This is a genomic window from Methanofollis sp. (assembly GCF_028702905.1).
GTDB lineage: Archaea > Halobacteriota > Methanomicrobia > Methanomicrobiales > Methanofollaceae > Methanofollis.
On the sequence record NZ_JAQVNX010000027.1, the window covers coordinates 1 to 24,326 of the forward strand.

At 63.3% G+C, this 24,326-nt stretch carries 27 protein-coding genes; 14 read left to right on the forward strand and 13 right to left on the reverse strand.

What is annotated here, in order from left to right; translation table 11 throughout:
• Positions 1-427: 427 nt before the first annotated feature.
• Positions 428-898, reverse strand: a complete 471-nt coding sequence (locus tag PHP59_RS05050; RefSeq protein ID WP_300164541.1) for a chemotaxis protein CheW — start codon at positions 896-898, stop codon at positions 428-430.
• Between the two features lie 11 nt (positions 899-909).
• Entirely contained in the window at positions 910-2,886 is a 1,977-nt protein-coding gene (locus PHP59_RS05055; RefSeq protein ID WP_300164544.1) for a methyl-accepting chemotaxis protein, read from the reverse strand.
• A 214-nt stretch (positions 2,887-3,100) separates the two neighbouring features.
• On the opposite strand from PHP59_RS05055, the gene PHP59_RS05060 reads away from it, so the two are divergent.
• Entirely contained in the window at positions 3,101-3,472 is a 372-nt protein-coding gene (locus tag PHP59_RS05060) for a hypothetical protein (RefSeq protein WP_300164548.1), read from the forward strand.
• Here the strand turns inward: PHP59_RS05060 and PHP59_RS05065 are convergent.
• Positions 3,423-4,271, reverse strand: coding sequence for an MFS transporter (locus PHP59_RS05065; RefSeq protein ID WP_300164551.1), 849 nt, complete (start codon positions 4,269-4,271; stop codon positions 3,423-3,425). The genes PHP59_RS05060 and PHP59_RS05065 overlap by 50 nt on opposite strands.
• A gap of 128 nt (positions 4,272-4,399) precedes the next feature.
• Here PHP59_RS05065 and PHP59_RS05070 point away from each other — a divergent pair, with 128 nt between their 5' ends.
• The 10 genes from PHP59_RS05070 to PHP59_RS05115 all read left to right on the forward strand — a co-directional run bounded on the left by PHP59_RS05070 (position 4,400) and on the right by PHP59_RS05115 (position 13,665).
• A complete protein-coding gene (locus PHP59_RS05070; protein WP_300164554.1) occupies positions 4,400-4,549 on the forward strand; it encodes a hypothetical protein in 150 nt (49 codons plus the stop codon).
• Positions 4,550-4,743: 194 nt separating this feature from the next.
• Positions 4,744-5,535: a 2-amino-3,7-dideoxy-D-threo-hept-6-ulosonate synthase gene (locus tag PHP59_RS05075; RefSeq protein WP_300164557.1), complete on the forward strand. Its 792-nt coding sequence runs from the start codon at positions 4,744-4,746 to the stop codon at positions 5,533-5,535.
• Positions 5,532-6,314 (forward strand): 2-amino-3,7-dideoxy-D-threo-hept-6-ulosonate synthase, encoded by a 783-nt coding sequence (locus PHP59_RS05080; protein WP_300164560.1) that lies wholly within the window; start codon positions 5,532-5,534, stop codon positions 6,312-6,314. The genes PHP59_RS05075 and PHP59_RS05080 overlap by 4 nt, the downstream gene beginning before the upstream one ends.
• Positions 6,311-7,285, forward strand: a complete 975-nt coding sequence (locus PHP59_RS05085) for a 3-dehydroquinate synthase II (protein ID WP_300164563.1) — start codon at positions 6,311-6,313, stop codon at positions 7,283-7,285. Before PHP59_RS05080 ends, PHP59_RS05085 begins: the two co-directional genes overlap by 4 nt.
• A 1-nt stretch (position 7,286) precedes the next feature.
• On the forward strand, positions 7,287-8,111 hold the full coding sequence (locus PHP59_RS05090; RefSeq protein ID WP_300164566.1) for a prephenate dehydrogenase/arogenate dehydrogenase family protein: 825 nt from the start codon (positions 7,287-7,289) through the stop codon (positions 8,109-8,111).
• Positions 8,093-8,902, forward strand: coding sequence for a prephenate dehydratase domain-containing protein (locus PHP59_RS05095; RefSeq protein WP_300164569.1), 810 nt, complete (start codon positions 8,093-8,095; stop codon positions 8,900-8,902). The genes PHP59_RS05090 and PHP59_RS05095 overlap by 19 nt, the downstream gene beginning before the upstream one ends.
• Positions 8,893-10,158 (forward strand): 3-phosphoshikimate 1-carboxyvinyltransferase, encoded by a 1,266-nt coding sequence (gene aroA, locus PHP59_RS05100; RefSeq protein ID WP_300164572.1) that lies wholly within the window; start codon positions 8,893-8,895, stop codon positions 10,156-10,158. The genes PHP59_RS05095 and aroA overlap by 10 nt, the downstream gene beginning before the upstream one ends.
• On the forward strand, positions 10,155-11,504 hold the full coding sequence (locus PHP59_RS05105; protein ID WP_300164575.1) for a shikimate kinase: 1,350 nt from the start codon (positions 10,155-10,157) through the stop codon (positions 11,502-11,504). The genes aroA and PHP59_RS05105 overlap by 4 nt, the downstream gene beginning before the upstream one ends.
• Positions 11,501-12,499: a chorismate synthase gene (locus PHP59_RS05110; protein ID WP_300164578.1), complete on the forward strand. Its 999-nt coding sequence runs from the start codon at positions 11,501-11,503 to the stop codon at positions 12,497-12,499. Before PHP59_RS05105 ends, PHP59_RS05110 begins: the two co-directional genes overlap by 4 nt.
• Before the next feature lie 206 nt (positions 12,500-12,705).
• Positions 12,706-13,665 carry a hypothetical protein gene (locus PHP59_RS05115; RefSeq protein WP_300164581.1) on the forward strand — a complete coding sequence of 320 codons (960 nt, stop codon included), beginning with the start codon at positions 12,706-12,708 and terminating at the stop codon, positions 13,663-13,665.
• A 150-nt stretch (positions 13,666-13,815) separates the two neighbouring features.
• On the opposite strand, the gene PHP59_RS05120 is transcribed toward PHP59_RS05115, so the two are convergent.
• The 3 genes from PHP59_RS05120 to PHP59_RS05130 all read right to left on the reverse strand — a co-directional run bounded on the left by PHP59_RS05120 (position 13,816) and on the right by PHP59_RS05130 (position 15,556).
• Positions 13,816-14,115, reverse strand: coding sequence for a type I 3-dehydroquinate dehydratase (locus PHP59_RS05120; protein WP_300164584.1), 300 nt, complete (start codon positions 14,113-14,115; stop codon positions 13,816-13,818).
• 150 nt (positions 14,116-14,265) lie between these two features.
• A complete protein-coding gene (locus PHP59_RS05125; protein WP_300164587.1) occupies positions 14,266-15,036 on the reverse strand; it encodes a winged helix-turn-helix transcriptional regulator in 771 nt (256 codons plus the stop codon).
• Between the two features lie 34 nt (positions 15,037-15,070).
• Positions 15,071-15,556 carry a hypothetical protein gene (locus tag PHP59_RS05130; RefSeq protein WP_300164590.1) on the reverse strand — a complete coding sequence of 162 codons (486 nt, stop codon included), beginning with the start codon at positions 15,554-15,556 and terminating at the stop codon, positions 15,071-15,073.
• A 459-nt stretch (positions 15,557-16,015) separates the two neighbouring features.
• Between PHP59_RS05130 and PHP59_RS05135 the strand changes: the two genes are divergently transcribed.
• The gene (locus PHP59_RS05135; RefSeq protein ID WP_300164593.1) at positions 16,016-16,828 is read left to right on the forward strand and encodes a hypothetical protein; all 813 of its coding nucleotides are present in this window, start codon (positions 16,016-16,018) and stop codon (positions 16,826-16,828) included.
• A 77-nt stretch (positions 16,829-16,905) separates the two neighbouring features.
• Here PHP59_RS05135 and PHP59_RS05140 read toward each other — a convergent pair whose 3' ends face one another.
• The 3 genes from PHP59_RS05140 to PHP59_RS05150 all read right to left on the reverse strand — a co-directional run bounded on the left by PHP59_RS05140 (position 16,906) and on the right by PHP59_RS05150 (position 18,454).
• On the reverse strand, positions 16,906-17,541 hold the full coding sequence (locus tag PHP59_RS05140) for a type I 3-dehydroquinate dehydratase (protein WP_300164596.1): 636 nt from the start codon (positions 17,539-17,541) through the stop codon (positions 16,906-16,908).
• A 97-nt stretch (positions 17,542-17,638) separates the two neighbouring features.
• A complete protein-coding gene (locus tag PHP59_RS05145) occupies positions 17,639-17,980 on the reverse strand; it encodes a carboxymuconolactone decarboxylase family protein (protein WP_300164599.1) in 342 nt (113 codons plus the stop codon).
• 132 nt (positions 17,981-18,112) lie between these two features.
• Complete coding sequence (locus tag PHP59_RS05150) at positions 18,113-18,454, reverse strand: carboxymuconolactone decarboxylase family protein (RefSeq protein ID WP_300164602.1); 342 nt, start codon at positions 18,452-18,454, stop codon at positions 18,113-18,115.
• 182 nt (positions 18,455-18,636) lie between these two features.
• Here PHP59_RS05150 and PHP59_RS05155 point away from each other — a divergent pair, with 182 nt between their 5' ends.
• A complete protein-coding gene (locus PHP59_RS05155; protein ID WP_300164604.1) occupies positions 18,637-21,144 on the forward strand; it encodes a U32 family peptidase in 2,508 nt (835 codons plus the stop codon).
• Here the strand turns inward: PHP59_RS05155 and PHP59_RS05160 are convergent, their stop codons facing one another.
• Positions 21,145-21,429, reverse strand: coding sequence for a chorismate mutase (locus tag PHP59_RS05160; protein WP_300164607.1), 285 nt, complete (start codon positions 21,427-21,429; stop codon positions 21,145-21,147).
• Positions 21,430-21,505: 76 nt separating this feature from the next.
• Between PHP59_RS05160 and PHP59_RS05165 the strand changes: the two genes are divergently transcribed.
• Positions 21,506-22,108 (forward strand): peptidase M50, encoded by a 603-nt coding sequence (locus tag PHP59_RS05165; protein ID WP_300164610.1) that lies wholly within the window; start codon positions 21,506-21,508, stop codon positions 22,106-22,108.
• Here PHP59_RS05165 and PHP59_RS05170 read toward each other — a convergent pair.
• The 3 genes from PHP59_RS05170 to PHP59_RS05180 all read right to left on the reverse strand — a co-directional run.
• Positions 22,083-22,706, reverse strand: coding sequence for a flavodoxin family protein (locus PHP59_RS05170; protein ID WP_300164613.1), 624 nt, complete (start codon positions 22,704-22,706; stop codon positions 22,083-22,085). The two genes, PHP59_RS05165 and PHP59_RS05170, sit on opposite strands and share 26 nt — an antisense overlap.
• Positions 22,696-23,313, reverse strand: coding sequence for a flavodoxin family protein (locus PHP59_RS05175; RefSeq protein ID WP_300164616.1), 618 nt, complete (start codon positions 23,311-23,313; stop codon positions 22,696-22,698). Before PHP59_RS05175 ends, PHP59_RS05170 begins: the two co-directional genes overlap by 11 nt.
• A gap of 8 nt (positions 23,314-23,321) precedes the next feature.
• Positions 23,322-24,326 (reverse strand): HAMP domain-containing sensor histidine kinase (locus PHP59_RS05180; protein ID WP_300164619.1); only part of this gene is annotated, 1,005 nt, incomplete at its 5' end.

Below are 24,326 nucleotides of genomic sequence, written 5' to 3' on the forward strand. Positions count from 1 at the left end.
AATTGAACGGTATCCTTCAGGTGCCCTGTTGCAAGGAGAGGAATCAAGTATCCCTCCGCACTCAGGAGAACTGCAACGAGAAATTTTCATCACGTATGCTTGAGCCAGGGGTTCATGCCCGATTCTATCCTGTTTTTGGGGGATCCGTGGGCGTCAGTCCCCCGGTGGAGAATGTGGGGAAGGCGGGTGGTTCACACCCTTTGCCAGAGAATCCGGGGGAACATCTACCCGAACATGAGATTTCTCCATAACCAAATGAACACGAGTTTTGGGATGACCTCATAGTCTCCGGCACAGGCGTGCCAGAACAGGAATCCTACAGAACCAAAAAACGGCAGAACCAGGTGTCCCGGAGTTCGGGTCGTCAGAAAAAGAATGGTCGGGAAAATGGGATGTGTTCCTGCTCTTCCCTATTCCCTGTTGAAGGTCAGGCCCCGTGCCCGTTTATCTGTTCGAGCACCTTTGCCATGTCGACCCAGATGATCAGGTTCTTGACGTCCTCATTCTCTGCCGTCCTGTCTGTCACCTTGATGATCCCCTTCACGTAGGCATCGCGTGCAAGGGACTCATCCATCTTCTCGACCTCATCCTCGGAGACCTGCATCACTGCGAGGACGTCGTCGACGATGATCCCGACATTTGACCCGCCGGCGGCCTCTGGTACGAGGATGATGATCTTCTGGTGCTCCCGCCTCTCCCCCTCGGGGATGCCAAGGATGGTGGAGAGGTTCAGGACGGTCGTGATCTCACCTCTCAGGTTGATGATCCCGGCGATGTGCGAGGGTGCCCTGGGTACCGGGGTGATCGGCACCATCTCGACGATCTCGCGGGCGAGCGCGATGTCGAGGGCATAGCGCTCCCCGGCAAACTCGAATTCCACTACATCTACGTTTGCCACGTTTCTTCACCTTATGCCAGTTTGAAGTGGTCGAGAGTGCCTTTCATCTCCGCCGCCACGGTTGCGACTTCCTGTGCGCCGCTGCCGACCTCTTCGGCGGATGCCGAGACCTCCTCGGCAAGCGCGGCCATGTCCTCGATCGTCGACATGGTTTCCTTGGTCTTGGTGGTCGTTCTGTCCATTCTTTCCATCACCTTGTTCGTCGAGGTCGCCTGGTCCTCGGTCGCCTTGGCGATCTCGGAGACGCTTCCGTGCGCCTCCTTGGAGGCGGCGATGATACGGTTCAGGGCCCCGATCGTCCGGTCCACGCTCTCGATCCCGGCGCGGATCTCGTCGAAGGCGGCCTGGAGATCTTTTGCAGTCTTCTCGCTCTTGGTCTGGATGGAGGAGATGAGGTCTTCGATGTTGTTGGTGGCGTTCTTCGACTCCCCGGCGAGGTTTCTGACCTCGCCTGCGACGACAGCGAAGCCCCGCCCATGTTCGCCTGCCCGTGCCGCCTCGATCGCGGCGTTCAGGGCGAGGAGGTTGGTCTGGTTGGAAATATCGTTGATGAGCTTCACGATCTTGGAGATCTCGCGCATCTCCTCGTTCAGCCGCGAGAACTCTTCGACACCCTCTTTTGTGATCCTCTCGACTGCCTGCATCTTGGTGGTCGCCTCGCGGCCGAGGCCCTCTGCCTCGTCGCCGACCTGCACCGCGGATTCGGTCGTTGCGAGCACTTCCTGGGAGGTGCTTGCGATCTCCTCGATCGAAGCGGAGAGGTCGGACATTGCCCTGGCGACCTCCTCAAGGTTTTCGAGCTGGGTTTTTGCGTCCTCGGCGGCATGCTGGCTCTTGGAGGCCACCTGCTCGATCGCCCGTGCAATCTCCTCCGCGCTCCTGCTCGTCTCCTCGGTGTTGGCCGTGACCTTCTCGCCGATACCGGCGATCTGCTGCAGGACGGCCCTGACCCCCTCGCGGGAGTTCCGGTAGTTGAGCTTGAGGTCACGGATCGGGTCTTTCTCCTCGATCGAGACTCTGGCCGTGAGGTCGCCCTTCGCCATCGCATTCATCGCATCTTTCAGTTCTTCGGCGCTCTCGGCAAGGAGGCGTGCTCTCTCCTTGGCCTCCAGTTCCTTGTTGATGAGCTGCGTGTTGTCCTGATAGATGTAGTAGTTGACGTCGATCTCCCCGTTCTCGTCAAGGATGGGTAACTGGAAGAGGCGGAGGTATGACTTTGTTGTGTCCTCCCAGGTGATCTCCATGTCTGAGATGGCGAGTTTCCTGGTCTCGAACGAGGCGTAGAAGTCGTCTCCCGAGGTCTTGATATTGAAGTCGTAGAGTTTCTTTGCCATCAGTTCGTCGTAGGTGCCGTGCCAGACCTTCTCGTATTGCTTGTTGAGGTCGAGACGGTGCTTGTCGCCGGCGAGGACGGCGATCGCCTGCGGGTTGTATTTCACGAAGGCGTCTGCCCGGCTCTGAAGGGCATGGACCTTTGTCAGTTCGGCCGTCTGCTCGGTGAGGTCCTGGTAGATGTAGTAGTTGACATCGATCTCTCCTTTCTCGTCGAGGATGGGTACCTGGAAGAGGCGGAGGTATGACTTTGTATTGTCTTCCCAGGTGATCTCCATGTCTGAGATGGCAAGTTTCTTCGTCTCGAATGAGGCGTAGAAATCGTCTCCCGAGGTCTTGATATTGAAGTCGTAGAGTTTCTTTGCCATCAGTTCGTCGTGGGTGCCGTGCCAGGCCTTCTCGTACTGCTTGTTAAGGTCGAGACGGTGCTTGTCGCCGGCAAGGACGGCGATCGCCTGCGGGTTGTATTTCACGAAGGCGTCTGCCCGCTTCTTCAGTTTTTCTGCCTCTTCCATCTTTACGATGGCACGGTTCACCATTTCTCCCAGAGGTTTGAACTCGTCAGGCACCTGGTCAATGTCGACGCGGGTCGAGAAATCCCCATCAAGTGCGCGTTCCAGAATTTCCTCAAATTTCTCCTGTTTTCTGTTTGCCATTCTCTGAATCCCTCTCTTGTTATAATTCGGATGTATAATTTCTTTAATGAATTTATTTATATGCCTTTCTCTTTTAATTTTTTAAACCATTATTGGTATTTTTATATTACCTGCTTTAAAATTTGTTATATTTAATATGGGGCAATTATGAAAGGCTATTTTTCAAAATGGGGTGGCCGGTAAGTATTATAGGTTCGTCCCCAGAGTAGAGCGCATGGGCGAGCGGTTCATCTTCACAACATACCGGACCACCTGCTACCACTGCCACGAGGACGCCGACCAGGTGATCAAGGCGGTCTCTTCGCAGGCACAGGTGGCGTGCGCACACTGCGGTGCGACCCGGATCTTTCTCCCGCGTCTGGAGGATGTCAGTGCCGAGGGCACGTACACCCCGATCAGCTGCTATGACATCTGGCACCTGGAGGCTGCCGCCCCCTGCAAGCACTGCGGCGTAGTGGGGCCGCACGACCTGATCGTCGGCTGCAACCAGTTCACCACCCGCTGCCATGCCTGCGGGTATACACACTTCTACAAATTCAATCTCGAATACATTGCGCAGTGCCCGATCGGGAAAAAAGAGGGGTGAGGCTCATGCCCTCTGCCTGTCCCGCGCCATGAGGGAGAGGGCGGCGGCAATGGCGCAGGCCACCGCCCCGGCAATGAAGGCGGCATGGAAACCCGGGATGAGGGCTGCGGCCGCGATCTCTGTGTGCGAAGGCGCTGACGATCGCCTGGATGAAGACTGTACCGAAGACTGCGACCCCGAGGACGTCGCCGATGTTCTTCGCGGTCTGCATGACGCTCGAAGCGACACCTTCCTCCCCTTTCGGGCTCTGGCCAAGGACCTGGTTCATGTTCGGCGGGAAGTACAGGCCGCTCGTTGCCCCGAGGAGGGCGAGGGCGAGGACGATGACGAAGAGACCGCTCTCTGTGGTGAGGGATGCATACAGGAGGAAGACTGCGGTGGCCAGGGTGCCGCGGACCGTCTGCGGCAGGTAATGGGCGATCATCGCCGGGCCGACGGCCTCGAGGGCCGCTGCTCCGAGGCCCTGAAGAAGGCGGAAATCGACGAGGTGACCGAGGGTCATGGAGAGGTCGCAGAGGAGGGACCCGACGGTGAAAACGGCAAAGCCGCCGATGTACACCTTCCTGAACCCGTGCCCGTCGCCGAGTTTCCCGAAGACCAGGAGGAGGCAGGCGATGACGAGGCCGTAACTCATCACCACCCGGGAGACGTCCCCGATGTCCTCGTGGAAGTAGGTGGCTATGGACGGGAGGGAGATGTTCACGATGCTGGTGTCGAGGGCGCCCATGAATGCTGCCAGGGCGATGATGAAGATGATCGGGCGTTGCTGGTGGGCGTTGAGGGCCGGCGGTGTCTGCATGTACGATCATCAGAAAATCGAAGGGAGATTATTTGAATCGGTCGATTTCTTTCCTTTCACCGGCCCCTCTCCCGGCGGGATCGACATCATGGCTCTGTGGTTTCACGAGATTATGAGGCGGAGATTTCATGGCAGTGCTCCTGAGGTCTGCGAAGAAATACGGTGTCATCTCTCTGGATTTTGGCAATCCGATGGTAATGGCTATCTTTGCTCTAAAAACGGCGGGTAGATCCGGCCCCACCTACATTATTAAATACCGTCACGATCCATTCTCATGACAATGTGTGGTGAATGTTTTTTCGCCAGTGAATGTTTTTATCTTCACTAGCCCCCGCGAACCCACGCACACAGACATTTCTCTGACCGTCTCCCCCGGAGCGGCGGCGCTGCATGGCGTCTCTTTTAGTTATTTTAGCTATTTTTATCTCTTCTAAATCCCCGCAGTCACAGGAATCTGCGGAGGTGCGTGTTCATGAGAGGAAAACAGATTAGGTTGGAACGTATTATGGATCGTAACACCGGCAGGACGATCATCGTCCCGATGGACCATGGTGTTACGGCAGGGCCCATGCCAGGGCTCATCGATATGGGACGGACCGTCGACCTCGTCGCCGAAGGCGGCGCAAACGCAGTGCTCGGCCATCTCGGCCTTCCCCTGTACGGCCACCGCCGGTGGGGGAGGGACATCGGGCTGATCCTTCACCTCTCGGCCTCGACGTCTGCCGGGCCCGACCCGAACGAGAAGGTGATCGTCAACACGGTCACGAACGCCCTGAAGATGGGTGCGGACGCGGTCTCGGTACACATCAATATCGGGGCCGCCTCTGAGGCGAAGATGCTCGCCGACCTCGGGAAGGTCGCGGTCGAGTGCATGGAGTGGGGGATGCCCCTCCTCGCGATGATGTACCCCCGCGGGCCGAAGATAGACGACGAGAAGAGCGTCGAGATGGTGAGTCTTGCCGCCCGCGCCGGCGCCGAACTCGGGGCCGACATCATCAAGACGGTGTACACCGGCGACCCCGACACCTTCAGGGAGGTGACCCTGGGGTGCCCGGTGCCGGTCGTCGTGGCCGGCGGGTCGAAGACGGACGACGCCGCGACCCTTGCCCTCATCGAGGGGGCGATGGAGGGCGGGGCCGCCGGGATCTCGATCGGGAGGAACGCCTTCCAGCACCCGCACCCCGACCGCTTTGTCAGGGCGGCGGCGGCGATCGTGCATGGCGGCAGGAGTGCGGAAGAAGCGATGGAGATGATGAAGGAATGATTGGAAAGGCGATCAGGCTGGAGCGGATCATGGACCGGAACACCGGGAGGACGGTCATCGTCCCGATGGACCACGGTTTCACGATGGGGCAGATCGAGGGGCTGAAGAGGATGCCAGAGGCGGTTTCCGCCGTCTCCAAGGGCGGGGCGAACGCGATCGTGATGCACAAGGGGATGGTGAAGGCCGGTCACCGCGGCCGCGGCCGGGACATCGGGCTTATCGTCCACCTTTCTGCCTCGACCTCCCTGAACCCCGACCCCGACGACAAGGTGCTCGTCTGCACAGTCGAGGAGGCGGTCGCCCTCGGTGCGGACGCCGTCTCCATCCATATCAACCTCGGGGCGGCGCACGAGTCCAGGATGATCGAGGCGGCTGGCATGGTCTCGAAGGAGTGCACCCGCTGGGGCATGCCCCTCCTGGTGATGATCTACCCGCGGGGCAAGGGGATAGACCCGCGGTCGCCGTCGGCCGTCGGCCACTGCGTGCGGGTCGCCGAGGAGATCGGCGCCGACCTGATCAAGACGAGTTACACGGGCGACCCCGCCTCTTTCTCGGAGATCTGCGCCGCCTGCTCTGTCCCTATCCTCATCGCTGGCGGTGAAAAGGCCGGCGATCTCGCCACCCTGACGACGATCAGGGACGCGGTCAATGCCGGGGCGGCAGGCGTCGCTATCGGGAGGAATGCCTTCCAGCGCGACGACCCGGCGGCCTTTGTCAGGGCGCTCTGCAAGGTCGTCCACGGCGGCGCCGACCCGAAGGACGCGCTGGAGGGGAGATGAAACGGTTCTGGGTTGACGTGCGGCCGTGGCAAAAGGAGATTGCCACGGCGGCGATCGAGGCCGGGGCCGATGCCCTGGTGGTGGAGAGGGCCGGCGATGCCCGCGCCCTCGGGCGGATCGCCACGGTCGCCCCTGACGGCGACCTGGTGCCGGGCGCGGACGTCGTCTTCGCGGCGGTGACGCCCGACGCACCGCTCCCGCAGGCAAAAGGCGCCCTCCTTGTCGTCTCCACTCCGGACTGGACGGTGATCCCCCTCGAAAACCTGGTCGCCGCCTCTGAGGAGGTCTTCGCCGTCGTCAGGAATGCCGACGAGGCGAAACTCGCCCTCGGCATCCTGGAAAAAGGGGTCGCCGGCGTCGTTCTCAAGACCGACGACCCCGCGGAGGTCGGCAGGGTGGCGGCCGCCGTGCAGGCGGCGATGCCGGCCCTCGCCCTATCTCCCTTCACTGTCACGCGGGTCCGCCCTGTCGGGATGGGCGACCGCGCCTGCATCGACACCTGCTCCCTCCTTGCCGAGGGGCAGGGGATGCTCGTCGGCAACACCTCGTCGGGATTCCTCCTCGTCCTTGCCGAGACGGCCGAGAACCCGTACGTCTCGCCGCGGCCCTTCAGGGTGAACGCGGGCGCGGTCCATGCCTACCTCCTCGGCCCTGACGGGAAGACCGCCTACCTCTCCGAGGTGCGGGCCGGGGACGCCGTCCTCGTCGCCGACGGTGCCGGCGCCACGGCCGGGGCCGCGGTCGGCCGGGTGAAGATCGAGCGCCGCCCCCTCCTCCTCGTCGAGGCGGAGGGCAGGGGCGGGGAGAAGGCCGGGCTCGTCCTCCAGAACGCGGAGACGGTCCGGCTGATGGGGCCCGACGGCCCCGTCTCTGTCGCCGCCCTGAAGGAGGGCGACCGCGTCCTCGGCCTCTCCCTCTCCGGCGGCCGGCACTTCGGCATGGCCGTCGAAGAGACGATCACGGAGACCTGAGATGCGCATCGGGATCATCGGCGGGAGGGGCGGGATGGGCACTCTCTTCTCCCGGATCTTCTCAGACGCCGGCCACGAGGTGCTCGTCTCGGGCCGGGCGACTCCTCTCTCGAATGCCGACCTTGTACGAGCCTGTGAGGTCGTCATCGTCTCCGTCCCGATCCGGAGCACGGTCCCGGTGATCCGGGAGATTGCCCCTCTCCTCTCCGGGGACCAGCTCCTCTGCGACTTCACTTCCCTCAAGGCGGCGTCCGTGGCGGCGATGCTGGAGACGAGGGCCGACGTCCTCGGCCTCCACCCGATGTTCGGGCCGTCCGTGTCCTCCCTGCAGAACCAGACGATCGTCGCCTGCCCGGCGCGGGTCGCGCCGGGGCGGGCAGACGTTCTCCTCGCCGTCTTCAGGGAGGCAGGGGCGAAGGTGACGACGATGGACCCCCTGGAGCACGACAGGCTGATGGCTGTGGTCCAGGGCCTCACCCACTTCACCACTCTCTCCCTTGCCGGGGCGATGCGACGCCTCTCGGTGGACCTCCCGGCCCTTCTCTCTGTCACGAGTCCTGTCTACCAGATCGAGATGGCGGTGATCGGGCGGATACTCGGGCAGGACCCCGGACTGTACGGCCCGATCCTGGGGGAGAACCCTGCCGTCCCCGAAGTCCTCGACGCCTTTGAGGCCGCCGCGGCCGAAGTCCGCGGGGCGGTGGAGAGCGGAGACGACGAGGTCTTCGCCCGCCTCTTCAACAAGGACGCCGCCTTCTTTGCCGATTACATCCCGCATGCGACCGAAGACTCGGAGGCTCTGATACGATGCCTGGCAGAAAAGTGAGCCTCGCGGCCCTCGGGCCGGAGGGCACCTTCTCCCATGCCCTTGCCCGGCACCTCGCCGACGAGGTCGTGCTCCTCCCGACCATCGGCGCCGTCTTCGCGCATGTCGCCGCGGGAAAGGGCGACGGCCTTGTCCCGATCGAGAACAGCGAGGCCGGCGGCGTCGGCCCCGCCCTCGACGGCCTGCTGCGCCACAATGTCTTCATCACCGCGGAGGTGTACGTGCCGATCAGGTTCCACCTCGCCTCTTTCGTGAAAATCACGGAGATCGACACCATCTACGCCCACCCGCAGGCCCATGAGCAGTGTTCGGGCCGTGTCGACGCCCTCGGCGTGCCTGTGGTCCACACACCCTCGAACGCGGCGAGCGCCCGGGCTGTACGGCCGGGCACGGCCGCGGCGGCGGTCACCACAGCAGAGGCCGCCGCACTGTGCGGGATCCCCGTCGTCGCCGGCAATGTCCAGGACGCGGAGGAGAACACGACACGCTTCGTCGTCATCTCGACAGAGCCGTACCAGGGCCGTGATGCCGGGAAGTGCTCCGTCCTCCTCGACCCGAAGGCCGACCGGGCCGGCCTCCTCGCCGACCTGCTTGCGGTCTTCGCGCGTCTGGGGATCAACCTGACCAGGATCGAGTCCAGGCCCGCAAAGAGGGGGATGGGGCGGTACGTCTTCTTCATCGATGGGGAAGTCGGGCCTGCATGGGTCGGGGCCGTTGCCGACCTCTCCTCTCTCGCGGTCGTGAAGGAGTTCGGGTGCTACCCGCGCCTGGAGGCGGCAGGATGGAGGTGACCCTCTCCCGCCGCCGGGGTGTCGACGTCACCGTCACGGCCCCGCCCTCGAAGAGCCTCACCCACCGCGCCCTCGTCACCGCCGCCCTCGCGGAGGGAGAGTCCCGCATCCTCGGGCCCCTCAGGTCAGGGGACACGGCCAGGACGCGGGAGGGCCTCGCCGCCCTCGGCGTCGGGACAACAGACGACGGTGACGACGTCCTCGTCCGGGGTTGTGGGGGCGTCCTCCCCCTCGAAGGCCCCGTCACGGTGGACGCCGGCGACTCGGGGACGAGTCTCCGTTTCCTCGCCGGCCTGGCCACCCTCTCGCCCTGGCCTGTCACCCTCACCGGGAGTCTGCGCATGCAGGAGAGGCCGGTCGGCCCCCTCGGCGACGCCATCGCCGCCCTCGGCGGGAGTGTCGCCTATGAGAAGAAACCGGGCTGTCCCCCGGTGACGGTCACGGGGCCTGTTCGGGGCGGCGCCGCCGCGATGCGGGGCGACGTCTCCAGCCAGTTCATCTCGGCCCTCCTGATTGCCGCCCCCTGCTATGCAGAGGGCCTCGACCTCTCTCTCACCACCCCGCCGGTCTCGGCGTCGTACCTCGACCTGACGGCCGCGGTGATGGGGGCCTTCGGCGTTCCCGTGGAGAGGGGGGGGGAGGACCGTTTCATCGTGAGGCCGGGCCTGTACAGGGGTCGTCCCTATTCGGTCGAGGGTGACTGGTCCTCGGCCTCTTACTTCTTTGCCATCGCCGCCGTCTGCGGAGGGCGGGTGGCGGTGAGAAACCTCGACCTCTCCTCTCTCCAGGGCGACCGCCTCTTCCTCGACGCCCTTGTGAGGATGGGCTGTCGCGTTCGTGCGGCTGAAAATACCGTCATCCTCGAGTCGGACGGCGACCTCGACGGGATCACTATTGACATGGCCGCCTCGCCGGACACCGTCCAGACCCTCGCGGCGGTGGCGGCCTTTGCCCGCGGGCCGACGACGATCGCCGGCATCTCTCACCTCAGGTACAAGGAGAGTGATCGGGTCGCGGCGGTCGTGCGGGTGTTGCGGGGCCTAGGCAGCCGCGTCGCCGTCGAGGAGGACGCACTGACCATCACCCCCACCCCTCTGTGGGGCGGCGTCGTGGACCCGGCGAACGACCACAGGACGGCGATGAGTGCGGCCGTGATCGGCCTCGGCGCTGGAAACGTGAAGATTCTCCATGCAGAATGCGTGGACAAGTCCTTCCCCGGTTTCTGGGATTCTTTGCAGGGGGCGGGGCTGCTGTGAAGGTCGTCCTCATCGGGTACCGGGGCGCGGGCAAGACGACGGTTGGAATGATGGTGGCGCGGCGCCTCTCTCTCCCCTTCCTGGACACCGACGCCCTCGTCGAGGAGAGGGCCGGGATCTCGATCCCGGCGATCTTCGCCACCGCAGGGGAGGCGGCCTTCCGCTCCCTGGAGAGGGAGGTGATCGCCGGCCTCGCCGATTTCCGCGGCGTCATCGCCACGGGCGGCGGTGCGGTCCTCGACCCGGAGAACGTCGCGGCCCTCCGGAGGGGCGGCACCGCCGTCCTCCTGGAGGCGGACCCGGAAGAGGTCATCACGCGGACCGCGGCTTCTGACCGCCCCTCCCTCACCGGCCTTCCTCCCGAGGAGGAGGTGCGGGCCCTCCTCCGGACGCGGCGGCCCTTCTACCTCGCGGCCGCAGATATCTGTGCCGGGAGCGGTGGCCGCAGGCCTGACCGGGTCGCAGACGAGATCATCGCCAACCTTGCCGGGCGGCCAGGCCCCATCTCTCTCCCTGTGGGCTTCTCCCTTCCGCCCGGCGAGACGGAACGCCTCGCCGCCCTCGGCCCGGCGACCGGCCTGTACGGGATCGCCGGTCACCCGGCCCTGCACAGCAGGAGTCCCCTCCTGTACAATGCCCTCTTTGCCAGGTACGGCATGGACGCCCGGTACACCTTCTTCGACCACCCCGACTTCGGGGCGGTCCTCGATACCGCTCGCTCCCTCGGCGTCCGCGGCCTCTCGGTCACCATCCCCCACAAGGAGGCGGCCCTTGCGGCCGCGGACGAGGCCGACAGGCACGCGGCGGCGATCGGCGCCGCCAACACCCTCGTCCTCTGCGGGGATCATGTCAGGGCCTCGAACACCGACTGGGCCGGCGTGCGCCGCCCCCTCGAAGGGGTCGCCGCGGAGAGGGCCGTCGTCCTCGGTGCAGGCGGTGCGGCCGCGGCGGCGGTCTATGCCCTCCTGAGTCTGGAGTACGGGGTGACCGTCCTTGCCCGCGACGCCGCCAGGGCAGAGGCCCTTGCCGCCCGCTTCGGCTGCGAGTCAGGGGCGATCCGCGACATCGGCCGCTTCCGCCCCGAGGTCGTCGTCCACGCCACACCTGTCGGGATGGCGGGCGACCCCCGCTCCCTCCTTGCGCCCGAAGACCTGCGGCCCGGCACGACGATCTTCGACCTCGTCTACACGCCGAAGGAGACCCCCCTCCTCAGGACGGCGGCGGCCCGCGGCTGCCGCACCATCCCGGGGACCGAGATGTTTGTGTACCAGGCCTGCGAACAGTTCCTCCATATGACCGGGATCAGGGTGGAGGACAGGACCGTGCGGGAGGTGCTCGGGGAATGAACACCTTCGGGAGGTTTTTCAGGGTGACGACTTTCGGGGAGAGCCACGGCCCCGCGATCGGCGCCGTCATCGACGGCGTCCCGCCTGGCCTCCACCTCGCCGCGGAGGACATTCAGCCGATGCTCGACCGCCGCCGTCCCGGCGGCCCCCTCGCCTCGCCGCGGAAGGAGCCCGACGCCGTCGAGATCCTCTCCGGCGTCTTCGAGGGAAGGACCACCGGCACGCCCATCGCCCTGCTGATCAGGAACAGGGACGTGCGGAGCGGCGACTACGACGCCCTCCGCGATGTCTTCCGCCCCGGCCACGCCGACTACACGTACCTGCAGAAGTACGGCCTCCGTGACCACCGGGGCGGCGGCCGGAGTTCGGGCCGGGAGACGGCGGCGCGGGTCGCGGCCGGCGCGGTGGCGGTTGCGGTCCTGAAGACATATGGGATTGCGGTCGCCGGGTCTGTCCGCGAGGTGCACGGAAAGACCGACCCTGCGGAGATGGAGGCCGAGGTGCGGGCGGCCGCTGCGGCCGGCGACTCTGTCGGCGGCATCGTCGAGGTCCGGGCCTCGGGCGTCCCGCCCGGCCTCGGCAGTCCGGTCTTCGACAAACTCGACGCCGCCATCGCCGGGGCATTGATGGGGATCGGGGCGGTGAAGGGCGTCGAGATCGGCGAGGGCTTTGCCGCCGCACGTCTCTATGGCTCGGAGAACAACGACGCCATGGACGCCTCGGGCTTCCTCTCCAACCATGCAGGAGGCGTCCTTGGCGGCATCTCGACGGGGCAGGAGATCGTCGTCCGCCTGGCGGTGAAGCCGACGCCCTCCATCGCCCTCCCCCAGAGGACCGTGGACGTCCGCGGGGAGGAGAGGGAGATCGTCATCGAAGGGCGGCACGACCCCTGCATCGCCTTCCGTCTCGTCCCGGTCGCGGAGGCGATGCTCGCCCTCGTGCTCGTCGATGCCCTGCTGGAGCAGGCGGCATATGGCGGGCCAGCCCGGGATTAATCTTTTTTTGACCGTATCCTCACGCTCCGCCCCCGGATTGGGATGTCGCCCGGTAGAATCGTCTGTTATTCGGCCATATGCTCGGGGAATTCTCTAAATCATCCTAAATTATACGGGTAAATCTCAATATTGGAATTTATAGCCACATTATCTTTAAAACTGTTTAACTAGCATATCTGCGACATGTCTTTGATGGAGTCTGCGGTATGACCCGCCAGAATCTTCTCGTCGGATTGATCGTCGGCTTTCTCGCCCTGATCATCATTGCGGCAGCGCTTGTGAGCCTATTCCCCTCCGGTGAGACGAAATCGGCATCCGGGGAGACGGGCCCTGCGTCCGTGGCATTCTCGCAGGACGACATGAAGGCCCTTGCAGTGGATATTGCGGCCAGGATCGACGGCGACGCCATGGCGGCGCTTCAGCCGGGAGATGAAAACACAACTGCGTTCATCGCCATCCGCGAGCAGCTCGATGCCGTCCGGGCGTCCAACCCCAACATCGTCTACATCGGTACGATGCGAAAAACCGCGAATGCCACCGAGTACGTCGTGGATACAAACTACGGCAGCAATAGTTATGCGACTGCGATCGGCGATGTGTACGTCCCGACGGAGAATGACACCGTGTTTCTCGCCGGCTTTGTGGAACCCTCCGCTGAAACGTACACCGGCATCTCCGGGTACGCTCCTGTCAGGAACTCCAGCGGTACCGTCGTCGGGCTGGTGGGTATCGACACGTGGAGCGCGGTCGCGCCGGCCAACATGAAGGCCCTTGCCGCGGATACTGCGGCCAGGATCGACGGCGACGCCATGGCGGCGCTTCAGCCGGGAGATGAAAACACGACGGCGTTCATCGCCATCCGGGACCAGCTCGATGCCGTCCGGGCGTCCAACAACACCATCACCTACGCCTATACGATGCGGAAAGCGGGGGATGCCGTCGAGTATGTCGTGGATGTAGAATATGGCAGCAGCAAGTATGCAGCTGCGATCGGCGATCCGTATGCCCAGAGTGCGGCGGACGCCGTCATCCTCACCGGCTTCGTGAAGCCCTGCGCCGGGACGTACACCGACACCGTCGCGTACGCGCCCATCAAAAACTCCAGCGGCGCCTTCGTCGGTCTGGTGGGCGTCGATGCGATGGTCGCCGCCATGCAGGACGTTTGAAGGCCCTTGCAGCGGTGAGTGCGGCAGGGAGATGAAAATTCCCCGGCTTCCTCACCCCCCTCTCTTTTTCTGTCCCGCAGGGGGCCGGGCGAGCGGGAGAAAGTGATGATGACGGCGATCCCGCCTCTCTTCCTTCCTCGAAAAAAAACTTCACCTGTACGCGAGCAACTCCTGCACCTGCTCCAGTTCCCTGATGTCGTACTGCCCCTCTGCCGTGGGGGTGCCGATGTGGCAGTAGACCGTCTCCGACCCGAAGAAGGGGAGGAAGGTGCGGGCGTACCTGAACTCCCCGCCCATCACTGTCGTGATGATGGGCTTCTCCGCGTCGAGGGTGAAGGAGAGGAAGTCGAGGAGGTCGTGGGCGGACGCCGGGGTGACGGCGATCTTCGGGATGTCGCCGTACGACCTGAGGTCCCGCTCGATGGCCCGGAGGTCGTCGGGAGAGGGCATGTACCTGATATGCGCCGAGGCGATGCTCGCCCTGGTGCTCGTGGATGCGGTGCTGGAGCAGGAGATGTATGGCGGGCTTTCCGGACGGATCTCCGGATAATCGGATCATCTCATTTTTTGGGGCGTGATCGGCGCCTGGCTCCAGGAAGGTCAGGCAGATGCCCTGCCAGAATCCCGGCTAATCGCCTGGTCCTTGTTCTCTTTCTTGAGAATGTCCGGGATATCCGGCATGAGGCGGTAATATGTACCCCTGCCGTTTCTGAACGATTCGACAACACCGTCGAAGTCGAGCCGTTTCATATGCCAGGAGACCGCCGGCCGGGAGATGCCGATTGCATCCGCGATCTCGGACTGCGAGAGTTCGGGCGTGTCGAGAAGAAGAAAAAGGATCTCTCTCTCTGTGGAGTTCTGCATATGGAGGAGAGTGTACTCTTTATCTGTGGTGTTATCGTCGGCAGCGATGAAGAAACCGACATTGCCCCTGTTCTGTACTTTTTTGATCATCCCTCCCGCTTGCAGGCGGGAGATATGATATGCGACCGTCCCGCGGCTGATCCCGGTTATCCCTGCTATCCGCGAGGCGGAGATGCCCGGCTGGTCCCTGATGCACGCATGGATCTTTTTCCTGTTCTCGGGGACCGTGGGGGGGGCGATCCGGTAGCCCAGGTATGCCAGGAGACCGGAAGAATAGATCAGGTCGGCAGGGAACGCGAGGAGGGGACAATAAATCAGAATATACGTGGTGAGGAGTCGCACCGGCGGAACCTGCCAGGTCGGCGCGAACTCTTCGTCGTCCACATCAATCCCCCCCGGGGGCACTTCTGCCGACCCTGGCTCGACGGTAATTCTTGCCGCTGCCGGACTCAGGACGAGAAGAATGATGAGTATGCCTGCAAAGAAAATGGTGGGTGTTTTTTGCATCACGCAACCCTCGCGGATGATCGGAGGTGTCTCGTCAGGAGTATAAATAGGCACTCAGGGTGTACGCATCTCCTTCTTGAGGCACCGAGTCGCCGTGCACATCAAATTGCCATTCTCCAGGGGGGAGGGACGGTGAATCCGAGATATCAAGCGAGATCTTTTCGTCGATCGTCCCGTCGACATTGTCCAGGTACGGCCCATAACACCCGCCGTCAGGCGGATAGATGATCAGGGAGACCGAGTCCGTGCCGGTGTGGGAATGGCCGCTCCAGTCAAGACGGACGCAGATCATTTTCGTGCCCGAGGGGATGTTCTTGGTTATAGTATCAGTCTCGCCCGGGTAGATCCACCCGCCGATCGACCGGATGGCGTTGTCGAGTCCGGCTATGTCGTACCGGTCGTCGGCAGGGGAGACGATGATCCGGCCGGCGGATCCTGTATCGCCGGTTGCTGCCGCGCAGGGAACGAAGAGGAGAGCGGCGGCAATCAGGAGGCTGAGAACAGTTCTTTCTGCATGCATGGGTGCGCCGTGATCGACTCTGCGTCCGGAGACTTAACCTTTATGAGCAGATCGTTTAACTGTCCGTTCGATTGTTAAATGATCTGCTCATAAGCCCGATATATATCATTGGATATACTAATGGTCGTGGATGCCCAGATGGGTGTCCCGCGGGAGACCGGGCACCTGAATCTGCATGCATGCCCGGCCTCTCGCGCATGCTCGGAGGCGATCGGATTGCCCGGTGTCATCAATAGTGATGCAGCAAAATCCAATACCATCGGGATGAAACCTGGGAGTACTTGCTCTGTAAACCAGCATAGCAGTGGTACCTATTGTCTTGCAGATCTTATTTCCAAAGGGAAGTTCCTGAGCAGTATTCCTCCGGGAACAAGAACATTGGAGCACACCATGCATGTTTCTTATCGTTATTAATACCCTAACCACACCAAATTTTTTTAACAGAGGGGAGTATCACAGATGAAAAATAGTCGTTCGATAAGGGAGAAGGGCGTATTACGCACTATAACACTGGTTCTGGTTCTTCTCATCACCGCATGTGCCGTTGTCATCTGGCATGCGGGAGGAGAGGATGAGGAGCCGTCTGTCCGGACCGTAACGGCGACAATTCCGCCCTTCGCGAACCTTTGGGAGCGGACGGTTGCAACCGTCGACGTGCAGAACTCTTCTGTCGAGCTAATCGATCTCTGGATCAGGACGGACTTCAACAGATCCCCAACATTTGCCTGGCTCAATGTCATCGGAAGGGACGGGGACAGCGTGTCCCGATCCTATGATATCCAGTGGCATGCTCCGGGCAGGCTTGACATCATTGTGAGTTCAAAACCCGTCGAAACACCATTCTCAGGTAAGGGATGCAATCCGATGTACGTCCTGGAACAGATCGATCAGGTCGATCTGGCGAAGGTGCTCCCGGGGGATGGACGACTGGACATATCAGTGATGAATGACAGGGGTTCATTCCAGTATGAAGACAGATTCATTGATCTGTATCTTCTGGAGAATGGATCATTCACTCCCCTGAAACGAGTGGCTTACTCAACTGACAAACCTGTCTACACGATTGCGATTGCCAGGATCGAATCTTCAGGATCAGAATCGTCGGAATCGGTTGTATACCCAATCCCAAAAGAACAAAGGAGTTATTTGGTCGCACTGTTGCCTCCAGATCTAACAAAGGCAGATGAAATAGTGCCGGTCACGGTGGCGTCGAGCACCCCCTCTACAGCCTCGTCTCGATCGGTCCTGCCGGCGATGACGGCTACGTCGTGATCGTCGGGGAAGTGGGTGAGGAGCGACAGAACTGACGGGACCGTGCCTTCACCCTGAGAACAGTCTCGAAAAAATGTTCACCTGTACGCGAGCAACTCCTGCAACTGCTCCAGTTCCCTGATGTCGTACTGCCCCTCTGCCGTGGGGGTGCCGATGTGGCAGTAGACCGTCTCCGACCCGAAGAAGGGGAGGAAGGTGCGGGCGTACCTGAACTCCCCGCCCATCACTGTCGTGATGATGGGCTTCTCCGCGTCGAGGGTGAAGGAGAGGAGGTCGAGGAGGTCGTGCGCGGACGCCGGAGTGACGGCGATCTTCGGGATGTCGCCGTACGACCTGAGGTCCCGCTCGATGGCCCGGAGGTCGTCGGGAGAGGGCATGTACCTGATATGCGCCGAGGCGATGACCGTGGTGTGCTGGTAGCGGATCATCGGGGCAAACTTTCTGAACTTCCGCTCCACGTCCACGTAGTCCACGAGATCGAGGAAGGGCTGGATGGTCGAGAACCATTGTTCCGGGTCGCCGGTGAATCTGCCGCCCTCTTCCCTGCTCCTGAGGGTGGCGATGATGGGGGCCGCGCAGTCGCCGCTGCAGCCGGCCATCGCCGACGAAAGGTCCTCTCCCATGAGATCGAGCCTGAGTTCGATGAAATCGGCACCGAGTGCCACCGCTTTCTGGATCTCGTCAGGACTCGTCAGCGAGACGACGATCTTCATACCCTCAGGTATCACATCGTCACCTGTTATATGTCTGTCTCTCCGGCCCTGCGGGGGTACCGATGGTGGCGATGACGGAAAAAAAGTTTTTCCGGGTTCACTCTGCCCCGTATTCTTCGCAGGCGTCGAGGACGTAGCGCATGAACGCCATGCCCGGCCCGCCGGCCATCGCCGCAGCCATCAGGGCGCCCTCCATGATCTCGGCCTTCGATGCCCCGGCCTCGATCGCCAGTTTCGTGTGGAGGGTGATGCAGAAGGGGGAGTGGTCCGCGACAGCGAGGGCGATGAGGATGATCTCCTTGAACTTCGCCGGCAGGGCGCCGTCCTTGCAGACCTGGTGGACGAAGGCGAGGAAGGTGTGCCAGACCTCGGGGTTAGACTCCTCGATCTCTCTGTTCGTCTGGAGGACCTGCGTCAGATACGTGTTTGCATCGGTCATGTATCCTATGCGTCTGGGCCTCCTCACCGATAAGAATTCGGAAACGTTTCCGGTGAGCTGTCTGGCCTTTCTCCGTTCGTTGTCCCCGTATCTGGTGTGAGATCGAGAGCGAACCGATCGCATTGCGGGCGTTCACTCTGCCCCGAACTCGTTGCAGGCGTCGACCACATAGCGCATGAAGGCCATCGACGGCCCTCCGCCCATTGCGATCGCCATCATGGCCCCTTCCATAATCTCCTGTCTCGATGCCCCGGCCTCTATGGCCCGCTTCGTGTGAATGGCGATGCAGAACTGGCAGTGGTCCGCGACGCCGAGGGCGACCATGATGATCTCCTTGACCTTTGCCGGGAGAGCCCCTCCCTTTGACGTGGTCTGTACAAGAGCGGAGAACGCGTTCCAGGCTTCCGGATCGAAGGCCTCCAGATCCTTTCGTGTCTGCGCTAACTGGTTTATGTACGTGTTCGTGTCGGTCATGATACCCTATTCTTTGGGGTCTATCTCCGATAAATGTCTATGAAATGTCTCAGAAGGCCCATATGGTCCTTTGATGTATCTCCAATCCCTTCCTTTGCCTGCTATGATCTCCCGACGCAACCTCTCCTGTGCGGAGTCCCGGTGCCCCCTCTGAAAGGGATTTATCCCCTTCTCCCCTATCTATGCACACGAAACCGGTGAAGATCCCCGAACTCCTCGCCCCTGCTGGCTCGATGGAGGCGCTGGAGGCGGCCGTCGCCGCGGGAGCGGACGCCGTGTACCTCGGCGGGACGCGTTTCTCGGCCCGGCGTTTCGCGGCGAACTTCGACGACGATGCCCTGCAGGAGGCCGTGGACTACGCCCATATCCGCGGCGTCGCCGTGCACGTGACCGTCAACACCCTGGTCCACGACGCCGAACTCCCGGCCCTTGCCGACTATCTCCTCTTCCTCTACGAGATCGGCGTCGACGCCGTCCTGGTCCAGGACGTCGGCCTCCTCCGTCTTGCCCGCGCTCTCGTCCCCGGCCTCGTCATCCACGCCTCGACCCAGATGACGGTCACCACGGCGGAGGGCGTCAGGTGGGCGGCGGAGGCCGGGTGCTCCCGCGTCGTCCTCGCCCGCGAGGTGAACCTTGCAGAAATCGAGGCGATGCGTCCTGTCCTTGAGGAGACAGGGTGCGAACTGGAGGTCTTCCTCCACGGTGCGCTCTGCTATGCCTACTCTGGCCAGTGCCTCCTCTCCTCGGTGATCGGCGGCCGGAGCGGGAACAGGGGGGCATGCGCCCAGCCCTGCCGGAAACCCTATGCCCTGATGCAGGGGGAGTACGACCGGTACGGCAGGCCCGTCCGGATGAAGCCTGTCCGCCTCCCCCACCGCTACCTCCTCTCGACAAAGGACATCTGCCTGTACCCGGTCCTCGACCGCGTCGTCGCGGCGCCCGTCTCCTCCCTGAAGATCGAGGGGAGGATGAAGGCGCCGGCCTATGTGGCGGTCGTCACCGCGGTCTACCGCCGCGCCCTCGACGCCATCGCGGAAGGCTGCTGGACTCCCTCGCCCCGTGACGAAGAGGCCCTCGCCTTCGCCTTCACCCGCGGCTTCACGACCGGGTACCTCTGCGGTGAGAGGAACCGCGGCGTGATCGGCCCCGAGCGCCCTGACAACCGCGGCGTTGCGATCGGCCGGGTCGTCGCCTTCTCGAATATCCGGATGGAGGCGACGGTCGCCCTTTCCGGGTCGCTTGCCCCGGAGAACGGGGACGGCATCGCCGTCTCCTCCCCTGAAGGAGAGTTCGGCTGCCTGGTGCGGGGGACACCGAAGAGCGGGAGGGACGGCGTGTGGGTCAGGCTGCCGCAGCCTGCGCCGATAGGTGCGGTCGTCTCCATCACCCGCCGCGCCTCCTTCGAGTCATGGGCGGAGGAGATCCTGCGGCAGGAGAGGCAGGCTGTCAGGATCGACGCCTCTGTCAGCTGGGAAGAGGACGGCACGCCGGTCGTCGAGGCCGTCTGCACGCCGTCCCGGCGCCGGGGGGCGGTGCGAGTCACCGTGCGGGGCGACGAACCGATGGGAAAGGCAAGGACGCGGCCGCTGACGGCGGACCAGATCGCGGAGCAGCTCTGCCGCACAGGCGGCACGCCCTATGTCGTCGGCGACCTCGACCTTGCCTACCCGGGCGGGCTCTTTGCCCCTCCCTCGTACCTCAACGCCCTGCGGCGGAGCCTCCTTGAGGCGGCCGGAGAGGCCCTCTGCGAGGCGGCACGGCCGCCCGCCGCCGAGATCGCCGCCGCCCGTGTGCGGCTTTCCACCCTCCTCGCCGCGCCGAAGGCCGGAGGGAAGACTGCGGAACAGAAAAAGCCGGTGCTCTCCGTCTACACGGACACAGCCGCAGGCGTCGAGGCCGCCTCGGCCGCCGGTGCAGGACGCATCTACTTCGAGCCCGCGGAGTGCACCGCGGACGCGCTTGCCTCTGCCGTCAGGGCTGCGGCCGGCGTCCCCCTCGTCTGGAAATGGCCGAAGATCGTGCGGCGCACCTTCCTTAACGCCGCCCTTTCCCTCCTCGGTCAGGCCGCGGAGGCAGGCGTCGCCGGCGTCATGGTCGAGGGACACGGCTGCGCCGGGGCGATCAGGGCGGCCATACCCGGCATGCCCATCTACGGGGCGTCGGGCCTCAACATCTGGAACGCGGATGCCGTCGCCGCCCACGGCGACTTCGCCCTCCTCACCCTCTCCCCCGAACTCTCGGGTGACGATATCAGGGCCCTCGTCGCCCGTCTCCCAGACACGGCCCCTGCGGTCGAGGTCGTCGTGCAGGGCGTCGCCGAGGCGATGGTCACCGAGGACTGCCCACCCGCCACCGCCCTCGGGTGCCCTGCCGGGTGCGGGGGCGCCGCCTTCGGCATCAGGGACGAGAAAGGGATGACCTTCCCCCTCTGGCCCGCCGGGGAATGCCGGACCTCCATCGGCAACGCCGTCGAGACCTGTCTCATCGACCGCCTCCCCGCCCTCGTCGCTGCGGGAGTCGGCGGCATCGCCATCGACGCCCGCCGGCGTGGGCCGGTCTATGCCCGGGAGATGGCTGGCATCTACCGCGAGGCCCTCGAAGGCCGCGTCTTTGCAGACCTGAAGGCGCGGGCGAAGGCCCTCTCCCTTGGCGGGATCACCGCCGGGGCCTTCGTCCACGGCACCGAATGATCAGGGGAGGTTCCCCTCCCCCGTGCACTCGTGCTGCCTTTCTTCGCTCATCTCGATGAGTATCTCGAAGATCGTCCGCACCTGCACCGGGTTGATGTTCTTTTCCACCGCCTCGTTGAAGACCCGTTCGAGCAGCGCCCGCCTCCTCCCCTCGTCCCTGACCGGGGCCCCGGCAAGGTACTTTTCGTGGGCCATCCGCCCGGCTATCGCCTGCCTTTCGGCGATAAGGGCGATGATCCGGGAATCCACGGCATCGATCTCCCTCCTGATCTCATCGAGTGTCATGCCTGTTGGATTGCCTTCCTGGTTCAAAACCGTGCCGACCCACAGGGATATACCTCCGGAAGGCGCACGATCCTCTATGCTCGAAAGAATCCCGCGGCGGGAACGGCGTGACCTCCTCATCGCCTGGGTCGCCATCGCCGTCGCCTTCAGCCTCCTCTATGTCCGGGGCGGGATCGCGCTCTCAAGCTTCCTGCTCTACTTCGTCGTCTCCCTCCTCACCGTCGGGGTCGGCTTCGTCCTCCACGAACTCGCCCACAAGTTCGCGGCCATGCACTTCGGCTACTGGGCCGAGTTCGAGAAGGACAACACCATGCTCGTCGTTGCTGTCGTCCTCGCCGCCCTCGTCGGCGTCGTCTTCGCCGCACCCGGCGCCACCATGATCTACGGCTCCACCACAAAGCGCGAGAACGGCATCATCTCGGCGGCCGGGCCGGTGACGAACCTGGCTCTCTGCGGCGTTTTCTTCGGCGTCTTCCTCGCGGGGGGCGCTCTCGAAAACATGCTCCTCTGGCTGATCGGCATCATGGGCGTCCAGATCAACGCGATGCTCGCCGCCTTCAACATGCTGCCGGTGAGCGTCCTCGACGGAAGAAAAGTTTTGGATTGGGATATGCGGGTCTTTGCGGTGCTCTTCGTCGCCTCCTTCGCCGCACTTATCGCCGCATTGACGTACCTGTAGAGATCAGGGAGAGCACCTCGGCGACAATCTCCTCCCCCTTCTTTTTTGCGTCGGCAAGAGCGGTCGGATGACCCCTGATCCCGCCGTACTCGTCCATGTTGTTTGCGATGATATTGTCGTAGTATTCAAATCCGGTCCCGTTGAAAAAGGCCGTCATCATGGGGTACGCCGAATCGAAGACATAGTCCCAGCTCTGCCCGGCCGTCGAGATGAAGACTCCCTTGTGCCTTCTGATATGCTCGTCAGGGAAGAACAGGGTCTTCAAGACAAACTTCTGCGCCCAGAGAAACTGCCCGCGGTCGATGAGTCCCTTCATCTCGGCCGTGATCCCCATCGAGTAGATCGGCGAGGCGAGGGCGAGGACGTCGGCCTCCAGGATCTGCTCGAAAAGCCAGGTCAGGTCGTCCTTCACGATGCAGTCCCCTCTCTTGTGGCAGGCATTGCAGCCGCGGCACGCCGTGTACGAGAGTTCTCTCAGCACCACCTTCCTGACATCCGCACCCGCCTCCCCGGCCCCTTCGAGGAAGGCGTCGAGGAGTGTCTCGGTGTTCCCGTGCCTGTGCGGGCTTCCCGAGATGCCGAGGACCTTAACTGTCATCGCCGAACCGCTCCTTCAGTTTCTGCATGAGCTCCCTGCCAAGTGCCTCCGCGTCGGCCCTCGCCGTCGGGTGGCCCTCGATCTCGCCGGCATAATCGACACCGTTCACCATCAGATAGGAGATGTCGCTGTCCCTGATCTCCATTACGTGGTAGAAACACTTCACGCTCGGAACCGCCGCATCGAAGACATGGTCCCATTTCTGCCCGGCCGTCGAGAGGAAGACGCCGGGCCGTTTTCCCTTCCGTTCGGGCGGGACGACCGGGAGTTTGAGGACATATTTCCTCGACCTGAAGACCTGCGCACGGTCGATGAGGGCCTTCGCCTGCGAGCAGATCCCCATGCAGTAGATCGGGGCGGCGAGGACGACGCAATCGGCGTCGAGGAGTTCCGGGCCGAGCCAGTCGAGATCGTCCCTCTGGACGCATTTATTCAGGGTCTCGCAGGCATTGCAGCCGCGGCAGGGGTTGACGTCCACCTCGTCGAGGGCGACCTCCTCGACGTCGGCCCCCTCCGCCTCCATGGCGGCGACCACCCAGTCGAGGAGTGTCTCTGAGTTCCCGTGCCGGCGGGGGCTCCCGGCGATTGCGAGGACATGGATTGCCATTGCATCTCCTATCGTCCGGCGTCACAAAAAGGTTGGCGGTCCGGCGTCGTCTTCGCATATCTGTATCGCCCTTTCGGGACGGCGATCTCAAAGCGCACCCCTTCTCCCGGCACACCCGTCTCCCTGATCGCGAGGTCGGTGAGGGAGAGGATCTCCCGCGAGAGAAAGAGCCCGAGGCCGCTGTGCTTCCCGGCCCCGCGCCTGAATATCTCCTCCTTATCCGCAGCAGACACGCCGACGCCGTTGTCCTCGTAGATGAGGGTGATGCCCTCTTCCGCTGTCGCGACGCCGAAACGGATCCTCGTCGCGTCTTCGCCATGAGCGGCGGTGTTGTCCACCAGGTTGTAGAAGACCCGTTCGAGGAGGGGGTCGGCGAGGATATGGAGTGCCGGGTCAATCTCCGCCTCGAAGGCGATCCCCCGGGGGGAGCGCTGGGTAAAGGCACGTCTGATCCCATCCCCGACCGCCTGCCAGGTCGGTCCCCTGACCCCGAGCTCCTGGTAATCGCGCGTGAACTCGGCGAGGCGCCTGAGCCGTTCCGAGGTCTCGACGAGCCTCCCGAGATAGGGGAACGCGGTGTCGTCGAGACCGGCCAGTTCCAGGTACCCCTGGAGGACGGTGATCTGGTTGAGGAGGTCGTGGCGGATGATGGAGTTGAGGAGGTTGAGCTTCCGGTTCGCCTCCTGTGCGGCGCACTCCATCGCCTTCCTCTCGGTGATCTCGACACCGTAGAGGTTCGCATATCCGCCCTCGGCCACCGGGACGCAGGTGAGCGTGTAGTCGATCCCGTTCGCCGCCGCGTCCCTGCTCCGCCTCCGGCCGGTCTCCAGCGTCTCGGCGACGATCTCCTGCCATGACTCCGGGATGGTCCCGTCCACCCCTGTCCCCCACGTCTCAAGGAGGCTCCTGCTCGCCTCGTTGGCATAGAGGATCCGTCCGGTGCGGCTCACCCTGATGACCGGGCCCGGGTTCTCCTCCGGAAACTTTGCAAGGTTCCTGATCTCCTCTTCGGC

Excerpts from the sequence above, each read along its gene's own strand:
- PHP59_RS05150 (WP_300164602.1), bottom strand. The coding sequence starts at position 18,454 with ATGACCGACACGAACACGTACATAAACCAGTTAGCGCAGACACGAAAG.
- PHP59_RS05145 (WP_300164599.1), bottom strand. The coding sequence starts at position 17,980 with ATGACCGATGCAAACACGTATCTGACGCAGGTCCTCCAGACGAACAGA.
- PHP59_RS05080 (WP_300164560.1), top strand. The coding sequence starts at position 5,532 with ATGATTGGAAAGGCGATCAGGCTGGAGCGGATCATGGACCGGAACACC.
- PHP59_RS05060 (WP_300164548.1), top strand. The coding sequence starts at position 3,101 with ATGGGCGAGCGGTTCATCTTCACAACATACCGGACCACCTGCTACCAC.
- PHP59_RS05065 (WP_300164551.1), bottom strand. The coding sequence starts at position 4,271 with ATGCAGACACCGCCGGCCCTCAACGCCCACCAGCAACGCCCGATCATC.
- PHP59_RS05170 (WP_300164613.1), bottom strand. The coding sequence starts at position 22,706 with ATGACAGTTAAGGTCCTCGGCATCTCGGGAAGCCCGCACAGGCACGGG.
- PHP59_RS05165 (WP_300164610.1), top strand. The coding sequence starts at position 21,506 with ATGCTCGAAAGAATCCCGCGGCGGGAACGGCGTGACCTCCTCATCGCC.
- PHP59_RS05095 (WP_300164569.1), top strand. The coding sequence starts at position 8,093 with ATGCCTGGCAGAAAAGTGAGCCTCGCGGCCCTCGGGCCGGAGGGCACC.
- PHP59_RS05085 (WP_300164563.1), top strand. The coding sequence starts at position 6,311 with ATGAAACGGTTCTGGGTTGACGTGCGGCCGTGGCAAAAGGAGATTGCC.
- PHP59_RS05090 (WP_300164566.1), top strand. The coding sequence starts at position 7,287 with ATGCGCATCGGGATCATCGGCGGGAGGGGCGGGATGGGCACTCTCTTC.
- PHP59_RS05135 (WP_300164593.1), top strand. The coding sequence starts at position 16,016 with ATGAAAAATAGTCGTTCGATAAGGGAGAAGGGCGTATTACGCACTATA.
- PHP59_RS05055 (WP_300164544.1), bottom strand. The coding sequence starts at position 2,886 with ATGGCAAACAGAAAACAGGAGAAATTTGAGGAAATTCTGGAACGCGCA.
- PHP59_RS05070 (WP_300164554.1), top strand. The coding sequence starts at position 4,400 with ATGGCAGTGCTCCTGAGGTCTGCGAAGAAATACGGTGTCATCTCTCTG.
- PHP59_RS05115 (WP_300164581.1), top strand. The coding sequence starts at position 12,706 with ATGACCCGCCAGAATCTTCTCGTCGGATTGATCGTCGGCTTTCTCGCC.
- PHP59_RS05160 (WP_300164607.1), bottom strand. The coding sequence starts at position 21,429 with ATGACACTCGATGAGATCAGGAGGGAGATCGATGCCGTGGATTCCCGG.
- PHP59_RS05140 (WP_300164596.1), bottom strand. The coding sequence starts at position 17,541 with ATGAAGATCGTCGTCTCGCTGACGAGTCCTGACGAGATCCAGAAAGCG.
- PHP59_RS05110 (WP_300164578.1), top strand. The coding sequence starts at position 11,501 with ATGAACACCTTCGGGAGGTTTTTCAGGGTGACGACTTTCGGGGAGAGC.
- PHP59_RS05155 (WP_300164604.1), top strand. The coding sequence starts at position 18,637 with ATGCACACGAAACCGGTGAAGATCCCCGAACTCCTCGCCCCTGCTGGC.
- PHP59_RS05130 (WP_300164590.1), bottom strand. The coding sequence starts at position 15,556 with ATGCATGCAGAAAGAACTGTTCTCAGCCTCCTGATTGCCGCCGCTCTC.
- PHP59_RS05125 (WP_300164587.1), bottom strand. The coding sequence starts at position 15,036 with ATGCAAAAAACACCCACCATTTTCTTTGCAGGCATACTCATCATTCTT.
- PHP59_RS05120 (WP_300164584.1), bottom strand. The coding sequence starts at position 14,115 with ATGCCCTCTCCCGACGACCTCCGGGCCATCGAGCGGGACCTCAGGTCG.
- PHP59_RS05075 (WP_300164557.1), top strand. The coding sequence starts at position 4,744 with ATGAGAGGAAAACAGATTAGGTTGGAACGTATTATGGATCGTAACACC.
- PHP59_RS05175 (WP_300164616.1), bottom strand. The coding sequence starts at position 23,313 with ATGGCAATCCATGTCCTCGCAATCGCCGGGAGCCCCCGCCGGCACGGG.
- aroA (WP_300164572.1), top strand. The coding sequence starts at position 8,893 with ATGGAGGTGACCCTCTCCCGCCGCCGGGGTGTCGACGTCACCGTCACG.